The 15882-nt window shown below is 62.5% G+C and carries 16 protein-coding genes; 9 read left to right on the top strand and 7 right to left on the bottom strand.

Annotated elements, in window-relative coordinates:
• Positions 1-6 precede the first annotated feature (6 nt).
• Positions 7-1863 carry an ABC-F family ATP-binding cassette domain-containing protein gene (locus tag DS839_RS04905; RefSeq protein ID WP_119269157.1) on the bottom strand — a complete coding sequence of 619 codons (1857 nt, stop codon included), beginning with the start codon at positions 1861-1863 and terminating at the stop codon, positions 7-9.
• 80 nt (positions 1864-1943) lie between these two features.
• Between DS839_RS04905 and DS839_RS04900 the strand changes: the two genes are divergently transcribed.
• The 6 genes from DS839_RS04900 to DS839_RS04875 all read left to right on the top strand — a co-directional run bounded on the left by DS839_RS04900 (position 1944) and on the right by DS839_RS04875 (position 8856).
• Positions 1944-4658, top strand: coding sequence for a phosphoenolpyruvate carboxylase (locus DS839_RS04900; RefSeq protein WP_119269156.1), 2715 nt, complete (start codon positions 1944-1946; stop codon positions 4656-4658).
• Between the two features lie 63 nt (positions 4659-4721).
• Positions 4722-5591 (top strand): ABC transporter substrate-binding protein, encoded by an 870-nt coding sequence (locus tag DS839_RS04895; protein ID WP_368911188.1) that lies wholly within the window; start codon positions 4722-4724, stop codon positions 5589-5591.
• A gap of 3 nt (positions 5592-5594) precedes the next feature.
• A complete protein-coding gene (locus tag DS839_RS04890; RefSeq protein ID WP_368911187.1) occupies positions 5595-6773 on the top strand; it encodes an amino acid ABC transporter permease in 1179 nt (392 codons plus the stop codon).
• 1 nt (position 6774) lies between these two features.
• Positions 6775-7518 carry an amino acid ABC transporter ATP-binding protein gene (locus DS839_RS04885; protein ID WP_119269155.1) on the top strand — a complete coding sequence of 248 codons (744 nt, stop codon included), beginning with the start codon at positions 6775-6777 and terminating at the stop codon, positions 7516-7518.
• A 6-nt stretch (positions 7519-7524) separates the two neighbouring features.
• Entirely contained in the window at positions 7525-8286 is a 762-nt protein-coding gene (locus tag DS839_RS04880; protein WP_119269154.1) for a formyl transferase, read from the top strand.
• Positions 8287-8382: 96 nt separating this feature from the next.
• Positions 8383-8856 carry a VOC family protein gene (locus tag DS839_RS04875; protein ID WP_119269153.1) on the top strand — a complete coding sequence of 158 codons (474 nt, stop codon included), beginning with the start codon at positions 8383-8385 and terminating at the stop codon, positions 8854-8856.
• 2 nt (positions 8857-8858) lie between these two features.
• Here the strand turns inward: DS839_RS04875 and DS839_RS04870 are convergent, their stop codons facing one another.
• The 3 genes from DS839_RS04870 to DS839_RS04860 form a co-directional block, all read right to left on the bottom strand.
• On the bottom strand, positions 8859-9788 hold the full coding sequence (locus DS839_RS04870; RefSeq protein WP_162918310.1) for a Gfo/Idh/MocA family protein: 930 nt from the start codon (positions 9786-9788) through the stop codon (positions 8859-8861).
• Positions 9789-9818: 30 nt separating this feature from the next.
• Positions 9819-10202: a carboxymuconolactone decarboxylase family protein gene (locus DS839_RS04865; protein WP_119269151.1), complete on the bottom strand. Its 384-nt coding sequence runs from the start codon at positions 10200-10202 to the stop codon at positions 9819-9821.
• 110 nt (positions 10203-10312) lie between these two features.
• Positions 10313-11038: a hypothetical protein gene (locus tag DS839_RS04860; protein ID WP_119269150.1), complete on the bottom strand. Its 726-nt coding sequence runs from the start codon at positions 11036-11038 to the stop codon at positions 10313-10315.
• On the opposite strand from DS839_RS04860, the gene DS839_RS04855 reads away from it, so the two are divergent.
• The 3 genes from DS839_RS04855 (at position 10982) to DS839_RS04845 (ending at position 13558) form a co-directional block, all read left to right on the top strand.
• Positions 10982-12559 (top strand): OmpA family protein, encoded by a 1578-nt coding sequence (locus tag DS839_RS04855; protein WP_162918309.1) that lies wholly within the window; start codon positions 10982-10984, stop codon positions 12557-12559. The two genes, DS839_RS04860 and DS839_RS04855, sit on opposite strands and share 57 nt — an antisense overlap.
• Positions 12560-12646: 87 nt before the next feature.
• Entirely contained in the window at positions 12647-13069 is a 423-nt protein-coding gene (gene ndk / locus DS839_RS04850) for a nucleoside-diphosphate kinase (protein ID WP_119269148.1), read from the top strand.
• A gap of 3 nt (positions 13070-13072) precedes the next feature.
• Positions 13073-13558, top strand: coding sequence for a VUT family protein (locus DS839_RS04845; RefSeq protein ID WP_119269147.1), 486 nt, complete (start codon positions 13073-13075; stop codon positions 13556-13558).
• Positions 13559-13576: 18 nt separating this feature from the next.
• On the opposite strand, the gene DS839_RS04840 is transcribed toward DS839_RS04845, so the two are convergent.
• The 3 genes from DS839_RS04840 to DS839_RS04830 all read right to left on the bottom strand — a co-directional run bounded on the left by DS839_RS04840 (position 13577) and on the right by DS839_RS04830 (position 15870).
• Positions 13577-14479, bottom strand: a complete 903-nt coding sequence (locus tag DS839_RS04840) for a DMT family transporter (RefSeq protein WP_119269146.1) — start codon at positions 14477-14479, stop codon at positions 13577-13579.
• A 98-nt stretch (positions 14480-14577) separates the two neighbouring features.
• On the bottom strand, positions 14578-15483 hold the full coding sequence (locus DS839_RS04835) for a DMT family transporter (protein ID WP_119269145.1): 906 nt from the start codon (positions 15481-15483) through the stop codon (positions 14578-14580).
• Between the two features lie 138 nt (positions 15484-15621).
• Positions 15622-15870, bottom strand: coding sequence for a type II toxin-antitoxin system Phd/YefM family antitoxin (locus tag DS839_RS04830; RefSeq protein WP_119269144.1), 249 nt, complete (start codon positions 15868-15870; stop codon positions 15622-15624).
• Positions 15871-15882: the final 12 nt, after the last annotated feature.

Below are 15882 nucleotides of genomic sequence, written 5' to 3'. Positions count from 1 at the left end.
CGGAATCTAGGCGATCTGCTCGAGCCGCTCCTGGGCTTCGAGCCATTGGGTTTCCTGCTCTTCGAGATCGCGGGCAAGCTTGGCGCGCAGGGTGGCGAAGCTTGCCGCCTTCTTGGGGTCGGCAATATAGAGCTGGTTGTCCTGCAGGGCGCGGTCCAGGACGTCGATTTTTTCCTGTAATTTCGAAATCTTAACAGTGATTTCTTGAATCTGTTTCTTCACCGTCGCCGGATTGGAGCGGGCGACCGGCGGGGGTTGCTTGGCGGGCGTCGGCGACGCTGTTTCGCGCTTCTGCGGCGTGCGCCCGAGGATGAAATCCGTATAGTCGTCCATGTCGCCGTCGAAGGGCTTCACCGTGCCATTGGCGACGAGCCACAAGCGGTCGGCCGAGGTCTCGATGATGTGCCGGTCATGGCTGATCAGGATGACGGCGCCCTCATAGTCGTTGATCGCATGGATCAAGGCCTCGCGCGAATCGACGTCGAGATGGTTGGTCGGCTCGTCGAGCACCAATATATGCGGCGCATGGAAGGCGGCGAGCGCGAAGAGGAGGCGCGCCTTCTCGCCGCCCGACAGGGTCTTGCATTGGGAATCGGCGAGCGCCGCGCCAAAACCATAGGAGCCGAGGCGCCCGCGCCTTTGCGCCTGGGTGTGCTCCGGCATCAGGTCGGTGAAGTAGTCATAGGGTGTGCGCTCGGGCGACAATTCATCGAGCTGATGCTGCGCGAAATAGCCCACGGTCAATCGCGGCGGATGCCGCATCTCGCCGCTCATCGTCTCGAGCTTGCCGCAGAGCAGCTTGGCGAAGGTCGACTTGCCGTTGCCGTTGGAGCCCAGAAGCGCGATGCGGTCGTCGGGATCGAGCCTGAGCGTGATGTTGCGCAGAATCGGCTTGCCTTGCGTATAGCCGACGGAAGCACTGTCCCAGCGCACCAAGGGCGGCGCCAGGGGCTTTTCCGGATTGGGGAAGTGGAAGGGATAGACGCGGTCCTCGATCACATCAGCGATCGGCTCGAGCCTGGCCAGCGCCTTGATACGGCTCTGCGCCTGGCGCGCCTTGGAGGCCTTGTAGCGGAAGCGCTCGACGAAGGCCTCCATATGCTTGCGCTGGTCTTCCTGCTTCTTCTTGAGCTTGAGGGTGAGCGCCTGCTGCTCGCGCCGCTGCCGCTCGAAGCTGTCGTAGTTGCCCTGATAGAGCGTGAGCTTGCCGCGCTCGAGATGGAGAATCGCGCCCACCGCGTCATTGAGCAGGTCGCGGTCGTGGCTCACCATCAGGATCGTGTGCGGATAGGAGCGGATGAAGCTCTTCAGCCAGATCGTGCCTTCGAGATCGAGATAGTTGGTGGGCTCGTCGAGCAGCAGCACGTCGGGCGAGGCGAAGAGGGCGGCCGCCAGCGCCACGCGCATGCGCCAGCCGCCGGAGAGCGCCGAGCAGGGACCGGCCTGCGTCGCTTCCGAGAAGCCGAGGCCCGACAGGATGGTGGCGGCGCGCGCCGGCGCCGAATGGGCGTCGATGTCGGCGAGGCGGAGCTGGATCTCGGAAATGCGGTGCGGATCCTCCGCCGTCTCGGCTTCCTCGAGAAGGCTGGCGCGCTCGTGATCGGCGGCGAGAACGGTGTCGAGAAGCGAGGAATCGCCGCCGGGCGCTTCCTGCGCCACCGTGCCGATCCGGGCATTGCGCGGCATGCCGACGGTGCCCGACTCCGACTGGAGATCGCCCAGGATCAGGTGCAGCAGGGTCGATTTGCCCACGCCATTGCGGCCCACCAGGCCGACCTTGTGGCCGCCCGGTATGGCAACGGTCGCATTATCGAGCAGCAGACGCCCCGCAATGCGATAGGTGAGGCCATTCACATGCAACATGGGCGGGCTGTTTAGCCGCAATCAAAGCCATTGTCATTCTTTAGGTGCAGTGCACAATGGTTGCCCGGAGGACAGCCGAAATGGCAGACACGACCCGGCATATTTTGCCCGTCGACGGCGGCTATGTGGACGAGATCACTGTCCTCCTGCGCGACCTGTTGCGCCGGGTGATCCGCGAGCGGGCGCCTAAGGTTCTCGCCATCATCGACAATCCCGAAGATGCCCGATCGATCAAGCCCGAGCTGATCGCGCCCGCTCTGCAGGTCATCGGCATCTGGCTGCAGCTCCTGAACATCGCCGAGGAAAATGCCGCCATGCGCTCGAGGCGAAGGCTCGAGACGATGGGCGGCAACGATCAGATATTGGGCTCCTTCTCCAATGCCTTCGCCACCATCGCGGCGGCGGGCGCCTCGGGCGAAGCCGTGGCCAAGGCGCTCGAGACGGCGGAAGCCGGCCCGACCATTACCGCGCATCCGACCGAGGCCAAGCGGGTGACGGTACTCGAGATCCACCGGCGCATCTATTTGCGCCTCTATGACCTCGAGAGCCCGCGCTGGACGCCGCGCGAGCGCGAGGCGCTCATCCGGCAATTGCGCAACGATATCGACCTCCTATGGCTGACGGGCGAGATCAGGCTCGAAAAGCCGACGGTCGAGGCCGAGGTTGCCTGGGGCCTGCACTTCTTCCGCGAAGCCTTGTTCGAGCGCGCACCCCAGCTCTGCGAGTTGCTGGAAGGAGCGCTGCAGCGCCATTATCCCGAGCAGCCGATCAGGGTCCGCCCGCCGGTCCGATTCTATTCGTGGATCGGCGGCGATCGCGACGGCAATCCTTATGTCACCGTAGCGACGACGCGCCGGGCTTTGGACGAGAATGCGCGGGCCGCGACCGAAAGGCTCGACAAGCGCCTCGAATATCTGGCGCAGACGGTATCGGTCTCCGAGCGGGAGGCCGATGTGCCGGAGGCTTTTCGCGCCCGCGTGACGCGCGAGATCGCCCATGCCGCCGACGAGACGCTGGCGGCGCGCAATCCGGGCGAGCCCTTCCGCCAGTATTTCACCGCGCTCAGAGCGAGGCTCGCGGCGACGAGAAGCCCGGGTGATTTCCCGGACCGGAAGCCTTTCGCCGATCCGGACGAACTCGCCGAGGCGATCCTTCATGCGGAGCGCGCACTGTCCCAGATGCGCGCGACCTCGATCGCCGCCTTCACCGTAAGACCGGTGCGCTGGGAGGTCGAGATCTTCGGCTTCCGCACCATGAGCCTCGACATGCGCCAGAACACCACGGTCATCAACCGCGTGCTGGCGGAGCTTTGGCAGAAATTCAACCCGACCGCCAAGCGCGAGCCGCCGAAAGCCGATTCGGCCGAATGGACGAAATGGGTGCAGGCGGAGCTCAAGAAGCCGATGGGCTTCCTGCCGCTGTTCCAGGGGCTGTCGGAAGAGGCACGGGAGACGCTCGATCTCTTAGGGCTCGTCCGTGCATCGCTCGACGGCACCGATCCCAAGGCGACCGGCGCCTTCGTCCTTTCCATGACGCGCAGCGCCACCGACATACTGGGCCTCTATCTGCTCGCCAAATATTGCGGTCTCTTCACCGATGCCGCCTCGCGCGAGAGCTCTCGCCTCGCGATCGTCCCCTTGTTCGAGACGATCGACGACCTGCAGCGCGCCCCCGGCATCATGGAGGAATTGTTCAAGATCCCGATGGTCCGCCGCACCATCAAGACGCAGGGCGGCCGCCAGGAGATCATGCTCGGCTATTCCGATAGCAACAAGGATGGCGGCTTCTTCTGCGCGAGCTTCGAGCTCTATGAGACGCAGCGCCGTCTGGTCCAGGTGGCGCGCAGTGCCGGCATCGAGATCAGCTTCTTCCATGGCCGCGGCGGCTCGGTGAGCCGTGGCGGCGCCCCGACCGGGCGCGCCATCGCCGCCCAGCCCGCAGGGACTGTGGGCGGGCATTTGCGCGTGACGGAGCAGGGCGAGGTGGTGTCGTCCAAATTCGCCAATCGCGGCACGGCGCTCTATCACCTGGAAGTGCTAGCCTCGAGCGTGCTCGTCCATACGCTCAAATCGGCGAAGGAAAGCGAATTGCGCCTGGTGCCTGAGCATCAGGCGGCGGTCGAAGCCATCGCGGCCTCATCCTTCAAGGCCTATCGCGGCCTCGCCGAGGATCCGGGCCTCATCGATTATTTCCAGGCGGCGAGCCCGGTCGAGGAATTGTCTCTCCTCAAGATGGGATCAAGACCGGCGCGCCGTTTCGGCGCCAAAGGTGTCGAGGATCTGCGCGCCATTCCCTGGGTCTTCGCCTGGAGCCAGAACCGGCATGTCGTCACCGGCTGGTACGGGCTGGGCTCGGCGCTCGATCAATATGCCGCCGAGCATGGCGACAAGGGGCTGGCGCTTCTGAAAGAGATGTTCGTGCGCTCACGCGGCTTCAGGCTGGCCATCGACGAAGTCGAGAAATCCCTCTATCTCGCGGATATGGAGATCGCGGATCTCTATGCCGGGCTGGTGCCCGATCGCAAGGCGGCGAAGCGCATCCTGGAGCGTGTCCAGGCGGAGCATGCGCTGACCCGCGACAGGGTGCTCGCTCTGTCCGGCGCCAGCGGGCTCTGCGCCCGTTTCCCTGGCTTCCGCCGCCGTTTCGATCGGGTGCGTCCGATGATCGACCAGACCAATCGCTGGCAGGTCGATCTCTTGAAGGACGCCCGCGCCGGCAAGCACAAGGACAAGGCGCTGGCGCCGCTCCTCATGACGATGAATTGCATCGCGGCAGGCCTCGGCTGGACCGGGTGATCTTGCCGAACCTCCCGGAGAATGATCTAGTTGCACAAAAGATCAAACCTACGGAGGAAACCTGTGGAACTTACCAAGCGGAGCTTTCTGGCCGCCGCGGCGCTCGCCGTGCTGGCCCACTTCTCGATGCCCGCAAACGCTGCCGACATGATCGGCAATTGCGAATTGTCGGGCAAGAAGGGATCGATCCCGATCACCAATCCCGCCAAGGCCGGACAGTTCACGGTGGTGGTGTCGCTGCCGGCGCCGATCTGGTGGAACGGCGACACGCCGGAAACGATCAAAGACGGCATGGAATATTGCTTTGCCGCCGAGATCGCCTGGCGGGCGGGCTATGACAAGTTCGAGCTCGTCAATGTCGGCTGGGATCCGCTGGTCACCGGCCAGGTGACGGATTTCGACCTGGCGATTTCCGAGATCTCGATCACCGACGAGCGCAAGAAGGTCGTCGACTTCTCGGTTCCCTATTTCGGCTCGGATATCGGCGTCCTCGTCCGCGCCGACGCGCCGGTCGATGAGAAATCGATCAAGCAGAAGACGGTCGGCGTGCAGCAGGCGACGACGGGCGCCACCTTCGTGGCAGATGTCCTCAAGATTCCCGCGGGCCAGACCCAGGTCTATCCCGACCAGGGCGACATGTTCACCGCCCTCGCCGCCGGCCAGATCGATGCCGCCGTCACCGACACCTCGATCGTGCTCGCCGAGGAAGTGAAGACCAAGGGCCAGCATGTGGTGGCGGGCCAGTACAAGACCGGCGAGAGCTATGGCGCCATCTATCCCAAGGGCGGCGCCAACAATGCGACGCTCGACAAGATCATCCAGTCGATCATCGATGACGGCACCATGTCGAAGCTCGCCGACAAATATCTGGCGGCCGTCTGGGGCAAGGATCCGGCCAAGGTTCCGTATTTCAATGTGGACGCCGGATCCTGATAGGTGACCGACATCGCAGCGAAGGAGAGAGTGGGCAGGGCTCTGCCCACCCTCCCGCCGCGGACTGACGGGCTCGCCCTCGCGGCTTTGCTGTTCGCCGGCTTCTGCGTGCTGTGCGCCTGGGCGGCGGCCCGCACGGTTGGCGCTGCCCTTGATCACTTGCAGATCGAGCGGGGCGCCGGCTGGTCTTCGATCTTCTTCCTGGTGATCGCCGCCACGGCGGCGCTGTTCTGGCCGGCTTCGCGGGCCTGGCGCTTTTCCAGCCGCGCCAAGAGCGCGCTTTTCGCCGGCAATATCGTCGAAGCGCGCATCGATGCGGCTTCCGCCCGTGAGTGGTCCTATCTGACCTTCGGCTGGGGGGCGGCAGCCCTGGTCGTCCTGGGCTTTGCCGGCTTCATCATGGCGAATAATGCCGGGGTCGGAAAAACCTTCTTCTACCTGCCGCTCATCCTCGAGAAATGGCCTCTCGTGGTCTGGGCCTTCTGGAACAACGTCAAGATCTTCGTGATCGCCGAGATCCTGGTGCTCGTCTGGGGGCTCGTGGTGGCGATCGCGCGCCTCCTGCCGGGACCGGCCGGCCAACCGGTTCGTTTGCTCGCCATCGCCTATTGCGATGTCTTTCGCGGCCTTCCGGCCATCTTGACGCTCTATCTCGTCGGCTTCGGCCTGCCGATCTCGGGGCTCCCCGATCTCATCGTGCCGCCGATCGTCGGGCTCTTCGTCAATTTCGGCGGCATGACGGCGGCCGAGATCAAGCAATATACCCGCATTCCCTTGCCCTGGTATTGCATCCTCGCTTTGACCCTCACTTACGGCGCCTATGTCGCCGAGGTCTATCGCGCCGGCATCGAAAGCATCCATCCGAGCCAATGGGCGGCGTCGCGCTCGCTCGGCCTCTCCTATCTGCAGACGCTGCGCTATGTGATCGTGCCGCAGGCGGTGCGCCGCATCATGGCGCCGCTGCTCAACGACTTCATCGGCCTGCAGAAGGATACGGCCCTCGTCCAGGTCATCGGCGTGGTCGACGGCTTCAACCAGTCGCGCATGATCGCCTCCAATGCCTTCAATCTCTCGGCCGTGACCATCGTCGCGATCATCTTCGTGCTCATCACCATTCCGCAGGCCCGCTTCGTCGACCGGCTGGTCGAACGCGACCAGGCCCGCATGCGGGCGGCGAGCTGACATGGCCTTTCTCGAGATCAACAGCGTCCATAAGCGCTTCGGCGCGCTGGAAGTGCTGCGTGGCGTCGACATGTCGGTGACGGAGCATCAGGTCGTCTGCCTGATCGGCCCCTCGGGCTGCGGCAAGTCCACGCTCTTGCGCTGCATCAACGGTCTCGAGCCGATCCAGGGCGGCGAGATCAAGCTCGAAGGCGACCGCGTCTCGGGTCCGGGCGTCGATGTGAACCGCTTGCGCCGCGAGGTCGGCATCGTCTTCCAGAGCTTCAACCTATTTCCGCATATGAAAGTGATCGAGAACGTCACGCTCTCGCCGATGAAAGTCTTGGGCTTCAGCCGGCGGGAGGCCCATGACCGGGCGATGACGCTTCTGCGCCGCATCGGGCTCGAGGCGAAGGCGCAAGAATATCCCGACCGCCTGTCGGGCGGCCAGCAGCAGCGCGTCGCCATTGTGAGGGCGCTCGCCATGGAGCCCAAGCTCCTGCTCCTCGATGAGATCACCTCGGCGCTTGATCCCGAGCTCGTCTCTGAGGTGCTGAACATCGTGCGCGACCTGGCTCACCAGGGCATGACCATGCTGCTCGCCACCCATGAGATGGGGTTCGCCCGCGAGGTGGCGTCGAAAGTCTGTTTCCTCTATGACGGGGTCGTGCATGAGGAGGGGCCGCCGGACAAGATCTTCGGCAGTCCCCATCACGAGCGCACACGGGCGTTTCTGAAACGGATCATCGAGGCGGGGCGGCTCTAACATCACATGTCACGCATAGCAGTCCTCACTGTGCCTTCGCCGCAGTCCTGGATCGTGATCAATGCGCTCGCCAGGCATTTCGGGCCGGTCGCGATCATCGCCGAGGAGCGCGAATCGAAGCTGGCGCTGATCCGCAAGCGCATGCGCCGGCAAGGCCTGGTCACGGTCCTGGGGCAGATCGGCTTCGTCCTGTTCCAGAAGCTTTTGGCGCGGCGTTCAGGCCATCGGATCGCGGAGATCGCCGCCGAATATGGCCTCGAGCCCGAGCCCAATCCTGCCTGTGAGCTTCTGCCGGTCAGGTCGGTCAACAGCATGGCCTGCCGCGCCGCCCTTGCCATGCTGAAGCCCGACGTCGTCCTGGTCATCGGCACGCGCATCATCGGCAAGGAGACGCTTCAGAGCATCACGGCACCGGCGATCAACTTCCATTCCGGCATCAATCCCAAATATCGCGGGCAGGCGGGCGGCTATTGGGCGCTGGCTTCGGGCGATCCGGAAAATGCCGGCGTCACCGTCCATCTCGTCGATGAAGGCGTCGACACGGGCGCCGTACTCTATCAGGCGCGTTTCACGGCCACGCCTCAGGACAATTTCCTCACTTATTTCTACATCCAGGCGGCGATCGCCCGGCCGCTCGCGATCAAGGCCGTCGAGGATGCTCTCTCAGGCCGGTTGAAACCGGTGAAGGTCGATCTGCCCTCGCAGCAATTCTATCATCCGACCTTGTGGTTCTATCTGCGGACCGCCTGGACGAAGGGGGTTTGGTAGCCGAGGCCATTCAGGGTCTCGGGAACTTTCTGCGATACTTGCCGTTTTGCCACTCACTGCGCCTCGCGCGGTCTCAAGAATGAGGAAGGACAAGCAATGGCCAAGAACACGATTTGCCTGTGGTATGACAAGGATGCGGAGGCCGCGGCCCGCTTCTACGCCAAGACCTTTCCGGACAGTTCGGTAGGGGCCGTCCACCGTGCACCCGGCAACTATCCCGATGGCAAAAAGGGTGACGTGCTGGTCGTCGAATTCACCGTTGCCGGTGTTTCCTGCATTGGTCTCAACGGCGGCCCCGCCTTCAAGCACAACGAGGCCTTCTCGTTCCAGATCGCCACCGACGATCAGGAAGAGACCGATCGCTATTGGAACGCGATCGTCGGCAATGGCGGGCAGGAAAGCGATTGCGGCTGGTGCAAGGACAAATGGGGAGTGTCCTGGCAGATCACGCCCAGAGTCCTCACCGATGCGATCGCTGCCGGCGGCAGCGAAGCCAAGCGCGCTTTCGATGCCATGATGAGCATGAAGAAAATCGATGTTGCGGCGATCGAGACGGCGCGGCGCGGCTGAAGTCAGCTGACAGGCTCGACCACCACCGGCTTCCCAAGCATGAAGCAGTCGGACACCAGTTGCAGCGGCGACGGATCGACCTCGCTCTTCCTGGCTTTCAGCAGGCGCGCGAATTTCGCGTAAATGTCTTCATATTCCTGCAGCACCGCCTTGTGCGCGGTCTTGCCGTTGACCTCGAGCACGGAGCCACCGTTCTTCAGGTGAAGCTTCAAGCCGTCCCTGGTGCCGATCTCGATTTCCCAGATTTCGCCGGCCTTTTGCCGCCAGTCAAAAACTGCCGACAGATTTGCAGATGCGCCATCGCCACGCTTGAAACGGATGTCGGCCCCAATCGGCGTAGCCGCATTGGCAGGAACTTCTATCGTGGCGCTATCGACGAAGAGGGGCTCCGGCAGGATCTTCGTCACGATGGACAGGGCATTGATGCCGGGATCGAACACGCCAAAGCCGCCAGGCTGCCATATCCAAGCCTGGCCGGGATGCCATTTGTGCACGTCTTCTTTCCATGTCACGCGCAGAAAATCGACATGCTTGCCTTTGAGCCTGGCCTTCGCCATGTCCACGGACTTGTTGTAGCGCGAATGCCATGTGGCATAGAGCACGCGCTTTTTCTTTTTGGCGTAGGCCTCCATGGCCAGGAGCTCGCCGACGGTGGGCGTCGGCGGCTTTTCGATGAGGAGATGCCAGCCATGATCCAGCGCTTCGCGCGCCATCGCCAGGCGCATAGCGGGCGGTGTGCACAGCGCCACGCAATCCACTTTGAGCTTGCTTGCCTTGAGGGCTGAAAGGCTCTCGAAGTTCGGCACGCCGTCAATTTTAGCCGAACGGCTGACCCCGGCCACCAAGGCAAAATTCCTGTTCTTGCCGATGCAAGGCAGGTGTTGATCGCGGGCAATTTTCCCGACGCCGACGACAGCAATCCGGTAAGGCATGAGGTTTCCCCACTTCGCTCTCATGAAAAGTTACTTGAACGCCTCGTCCACCGGGACCTTATAGGCGTTGGCGAGCCGGTTGGTCATGTTGGCGAGCCCGGTCACGGCATAGACTTCGCGGATCATCTCCTCGCTCGCCCCTTTCTGGCGGGCGCCGGCGGTGTGGCTCGCCATGCAGTAGTCGCACCCATTGGTGATCGAGACGGCGACATAGATCAGTTCCTTGGTGAGAGGATCGAGCGCGCCCGGGCCCATTATATCCTTGAGGCTCTCCCAGACATGCTTGAGCATGCGCGGATCATGGGCGAGATATTTCCAAAAGTTGTTCACATCATCGACCTTGCGCGTCCGCTTGATGTCGTCGAAGACGGCGCGCACTTCGGCGCTGGCATTCTCATAGCTAATTGACTTCATGTAACGCTCCCTTCATCGCCCCATTCTGCCCCAAACTACCACGCGAAACCCTCACTTTCGTCATATTGGTGGGGCCTAGCTAGGGGTCTGTTATGCGGAATTGTGGAGGGTTACGCATGAAGACCGCTATCATCACCCTTGCCGCGGCGTTGATGCTCGGAACATCCCTGGGAGCGTCCGCCCAAGCGCAGGATCCTAATGATCCAATCATTATTCCCGACCAGCAGGGCGAGCAGCCCGTAAAGAAGAAAAAGAGAAAGCAGGTCGAGCAGCCGGAACAATCCGCTCCGCAAGCGGAAGGGGAACAGTCCGAACAGCCCGTTAAGAAGAGAAAGAAACGAGCCGAGCAGGCGGAACAGCCCGTCCAGGAGCAGTACGAGCAGCCTGTCAAGAAGCGGAAGAAGCAGGCCGAGCAACCGGAGGACTTTGGCCAGCAGCCGGTCGGAGAGCAGGTTGAACAACCAATCAAAAAGAGAAAGAAGCAGCAGGCCGAGCAACCGGACCTTGGCCAGGAGCCGGTCGGAGAACAGGTTGAACAGCCAATCAAAAAGAGAAAGAAGCAGCAGGCCGAGCAACCGGAGGACTTTGGCCAGCAGCCGGTCGGAGAGCAGGTTGAACAGCCAGTCAAGAAGAAAAAGAAGCAGCAGGCCGAGCAACCGGACCTTGGCCAGGAGCCGGTCGGAGAGCAGGTTGAACAGCCATTCAAGAAGAAAAAGAAGCAGCAGGCCGAGGAGCCAGGTCAGCAGCCGGCCGAGGGCCAGGCCGAGCAGTCTGAGCCAGTGAAGAAAAAGAAGCCGCGAACGGAAACCAGCGAGCAGCCTGCCGATCAGACGCAACAGCCCTCCCAGCAGACCACGGGAGAGCCGCAGCCGGGTCAGTCCGAAACGGCGGGTACGTCGCCGGAGGTGTCGCAATATCTTTCCGATACGCGCTCGCCAAAGGAACTTTCCGATGAAGAGCTAAGGCAGCGCGCCAAAGCCGGCCGCGATCTCTCGCGCATGAAAGGCTTGCCGGACGACGTGCGCCGCAAGCTTGCCGCCGAAGGACGGAAAGCCCGCGCCGAAGCTTTGGCAAGAGGGTCGGGTGAGAGCAAGCAGCAGACAACCGAGCCGCCGCCGCTTGAACAGCCATCCACGGGTGAAGCGACGAAGAGCGACCAGATACCGCCGCCGCAAGGCGAAGGCCAGCCGACGCAGCCGATGGATCAGGCGACCCAGCAGACCAATCCCGACAAGAAGCAAGTGCAGCGGCTCGACGGCAACAAATCGTCGCCTGAAGCAGAAAGCAAGGCGAAGACATATCTCGACGATACGCGTCAGGCCGACCAGCTCAATGACGATCAATTGCGCGATCGGCTGGAAGGCATGCGCGAATTGATGGGCAGAAATCAGCTCTCCGGTGACAGCGAGCGCGCTCTGCGCCGCAAGCTCAGGGCCGAGCGCGCGATACTGCGCAACCGTGTCGCCGAAAAGGTGGTCGTCGAAGAGGATAAGGGCGACGTCATACCCGGCCGAAAGCTGCGGCGCGACCGGGATGATCGCAAATGGGACAATTGGTCAGAGCGCGACGTCCTGCGCGACCGCCGACGGTCGCAAGACCTCGAGGAAGGCGAATTGCGCCGGCGCATCGATATCTATCGCATCGCCATCTATGACGACCGCTATGACGATGAGGAGCGGGCCTATTGGCGCGGCATGATGGACCGTGACCGCCTCTATTTGCGCGATCGTCTGATCAGCGACCGGCGCGAGCGTGAGCGCTATTGGCATGACCGGCGCGACCGCAACGAGATCGATATCGCGATCAACATCGATCTCGGAGATGACTACGAACCGCGTGACGCGGTGTTCATGGACGAGATCGACGATGAGGAGCTCGAGACCTATCTCGTGGCGGCGCCGCGCCGCAAGATCGATCGCCGCTATACGATCGAGGAGATCGAGGAGGAGCCGGAGTTGCGGACCGCGATGCCGGCCATCGAGATCGACAACATTCATTTCGGCTTCAACGAGTCTTTCGTGCGTGAAGAGGAAGTGGACAAGCTCGACCGTGTCGCCGAGGTGATCGAGAAGATCCTGGCCGCCCATCCGGGCGAGGTCTTCATGATTGCAGGTCATACCGACGCGGTGGGCTCGGACGACTATAACCTCAACTTGTCGCGCGAGCGAGCGGAGGCGGTCAAGAAGGCGCTCACCAGCTATTACGTCATCCCGGCGCGGAACCTGAAAACGGTGGGCTATGGCGAGCGCTATCTCAAGATCCCGACGGCCGAACAGGAGGAAGAGAACCGCCGCGTTTCGCTGCAGCGGGTGACGCCACTGGTCGGCGAAGCCGACGAAGCCGCGGAAGTCGAATAAGGTTTTCTACCCCTACTTGAAGCCTGTCCGGGCCGCCGCTATAAGGCGGCCCGACCTTTTAAACATGGCTCAAACAAGGGGATTTTCATGGCCAAGGAGCGCACGCTCTCCATCATCAAGCCGGACGCGACACGGCGCAATCTGACCGGCGCTATCAACGCCAAGATCGAAGCCTCAGGCCTCAGAATCATCGCCCAGAAGCGGGCGAAGTGGAAGAAGAAGGACGCCGAAACCTTCTACAAGGTCCACAAGGAGCGCCCCTTCTACAAGGACCTGGTCAAGTTCATGACCTCGGGTCCGATCGTCATCCAGGTGCTCGAGGGCGACAATGCCGTGACCAAGTACCGTGACGTGATGGGCGCCACCAACCCGGCCAATGCCGCGGCCGGCACGATCCGCAAGGAATTCGCGGAATCGATCGAGGCCAATTCGGTCCATGGGTCCGACAGCGCCGAGAACGCCAAGAAGGAGATCAAGCTCTGCTTCAAGGCGGCGGAGATCGTCGGCTGAACAATGTGGGTCGTCGTCTATATCGCCTCGATCGTCCTGGTGAACTGGCTCTTCGTGGCCGTGGCGCCATGGCCGACGGCGTTCGGCGACCTCTATCTTGCCAATCTGGTGGTCGGCTTCGTCTTCGTGCTGCGCGATTATGGGCAGCGGCAAGTCGGCCACAAGATCCTGCTCGCGACGCTCGTCGCCGGCATCATCACCTTTTTCATGGTCGATCGGGCGATCGCGCTCGCCAGCATCACCGCCTTCGTCCTGTCGGAGATGACGGATTGGGCCATATATTCCTTCACCAAGCGCCCCTTGCAGCAGCGTATCCTGCTGTCGAGCCTGGTGGCGGTGCCGCTCGACACCCTCGCTTTCCAATATCTCGCGAATTACCTCACCCCCGCCGCCTTCACGACCGAGGTCCTGAGCAAGGCGCTCGGCGTCCTCATCGTGTGGTATTTGCTCAAGCTGCGCGCCGACAGCAGGCCGGCGGCAGCGCTCTGATCAAACCATGCTTTGGCTTTAGGGCTGCGGCATCGGATCAGGCGGCGCGCCGCGTTTCTTCTCGCGATAAGAGATATAGGCTGCGCAGGCGATGAGGATGCCGACGCCGAGGAACGTCCAGCGATCGGGGAAGTCGCCGAAGAACCACCAGCCGCACACGACGGCCATGATCATCTCGGCATAACCAAGAGGTGCGAGCAGCGAGGCTTCGGCGAAACGATAGGCGGTGATGGAGAGATAATTGCTGATCATGGCCACGACCGCGATCGCCAAATAGAGTTCCCATTGCTCGAACGTCGGCGGCACCCAGACGAACACCACCGCGACGCTGGTGATGATGGCGCCCATGAGATTGGTGTGGAACATGGTCACCATGGGATCGGCTCGTTTCGAGACCTTGCGGGTGAGGATCATGTAGAAGGCGCTGGTGGCGCCCGCGAGCAGCGCCAGGAAGACACCCGGATTGAGGGTCTGGAAGCCCGGCCGGATGATGATCAAGGTCCCGATGAAGCCGATGAAGACGGCGATCCAGCGCCGGGGGCCGACCGTTTCCTTGAGCATCAGGGGGGCGAGCAGCGTAACCATCAAGGGCTGGACGAAGTAGATGGAGAGCGTATCGGCGATCGGCAGATAGGCGAGGGCGGCGAAGAAAAAGCCGGTGGAGGCAACGAGGAGTGCCGCCCTGATGCCGTGCGTGACGGGGATGTCGGGAATAAGCTCCTTGAGCGGCCGACCGACAAGGACGAAGGGTAAATTGAGGATGAGGCCGAGGAAGAGGCGGGCCCAGACGCTCTGCAGCACCGGCATGTTTTCGCGCCCGAGGAACTTCGCCGCGACGTCGAGAAACGGGATGACGGCCATGGCGGCGAGCATGAGAGCTATGCCGGCAAGGGGCGCGTCGGATCGGGAAAGTGGTGGCATGATGGGGCCGCTAGGGAAGTTGGTCACCGTCTATAGGGCGACTTCGATCGTGACAATGCGGATACTTGCAATCCTGCTTTGAAGGCACGCCCGTCTTCTCAGGGCTGCGGCGGCGTGGGGCTGGCGGAAACACCGCGCACTCTTTCGCGATAGGAAATATAGACGGCGCAGGCGATGAGGATGCCGACACCCACGAAGGTCCAGCGGTCGGGGAAGTCGCCGAAGAACCACCAGCCGCAGACCACCGCCATGATCATTTCGGCATAGCCAAGGGGCGCCAGCAGCGAGGCCTCGCCGAAGCGATAGGCCGCGATCACAAGATAATGGCCGATCAGCGCGACCACGGCGATGGTGAGCAACAGGCCCCATTGCTCCAGTGTCGGCATCACCCAGACGAAGCCAACCGCCACCGAGGTCATGAGGGCGCCCAGGGCGTTGGTGTAGAATGTCGTGACGATCGGATCGGCGCTGTGAGAGATCTTGCGGGTGATGAGCATGTAGAGGCCGCTGGTGGCGCCGGCGAGCAGAGCCAGGAAAATGCCGGGATTGAGACTCTGGAAACCCGGGCGGATGATGATCAGCGTGCCGATGAAGCCGACGAAGACGGCGATCCATCGGCGCAGTCCGACGTGCTCTTTCAGGATGAGCGGCGCGAGCAGGGTGACGATGAGCGGCTGCACGAAATAGATCGCCAGCGTGTCTGCGATGGGAAGGTAGGCAAGAGCAAGGAAGAAGAACGCGGTCGAGGCAATGATCAGGAATGCCCGTGTTCCGTTGAGGACCGGCATCTCCGGAATGAGCACCCGCAGCGGCCGGCCCCTCAGGACGAACGGCACGGTGAAGATCATGCCGAAGAACATGCGCGCCCAGACGCTTTGCAGGACAGGCATGTTCTGCTGGCCGAGAAACTTGGCCGCGACGTCGAGGAACGGCAGAACGGCCATTGCCGCGAGCATGAGGGCTATGCCCGTGAGAGGCGCGTTATGGTGCTGGGATGATGGCATGATGCGGTTGCGCGAGGTTGTCGCGCCCGTCTACCGGGGGACGCCCTTCGTGACAATGCGGATCGCTGCAATCCTGCTCTGCCTTCGGGTAAGTCCATCATGGGCCGCCTAAGCACGGGCGGCCGGTGCGCTCCGTGCTCACAGTGGCTTACGAAGGGTGCGCACCGGCTTGCGCCGCTGCTCGGGAATGTCGCTCGGCTCGCCGGGGAACGCGAGCAGTAGGTCGGCGAAACTCGGCACCTTGGAGACCCGCGTCCATTCCTCGAACGAGACGAGCACGGCTTCCTTGCGGCCATTCCGGATGATGACCGTCGGCTCGCCAGCGACGGCCCAGTCGACCAGGGCAGAAAGAGTCGGCTTTGTATCCTTGAACTGGATTTCCTTCATGGTGTTCTATTT

This window comes from Taklimakanibacter deserti (genome assembly GCA_003574785.1).
The sequence above is the reverse complement of the archived record's forward strand: the minus strand, read 5'-3'. Positions and strand labels throughout refer to the sequence as shown.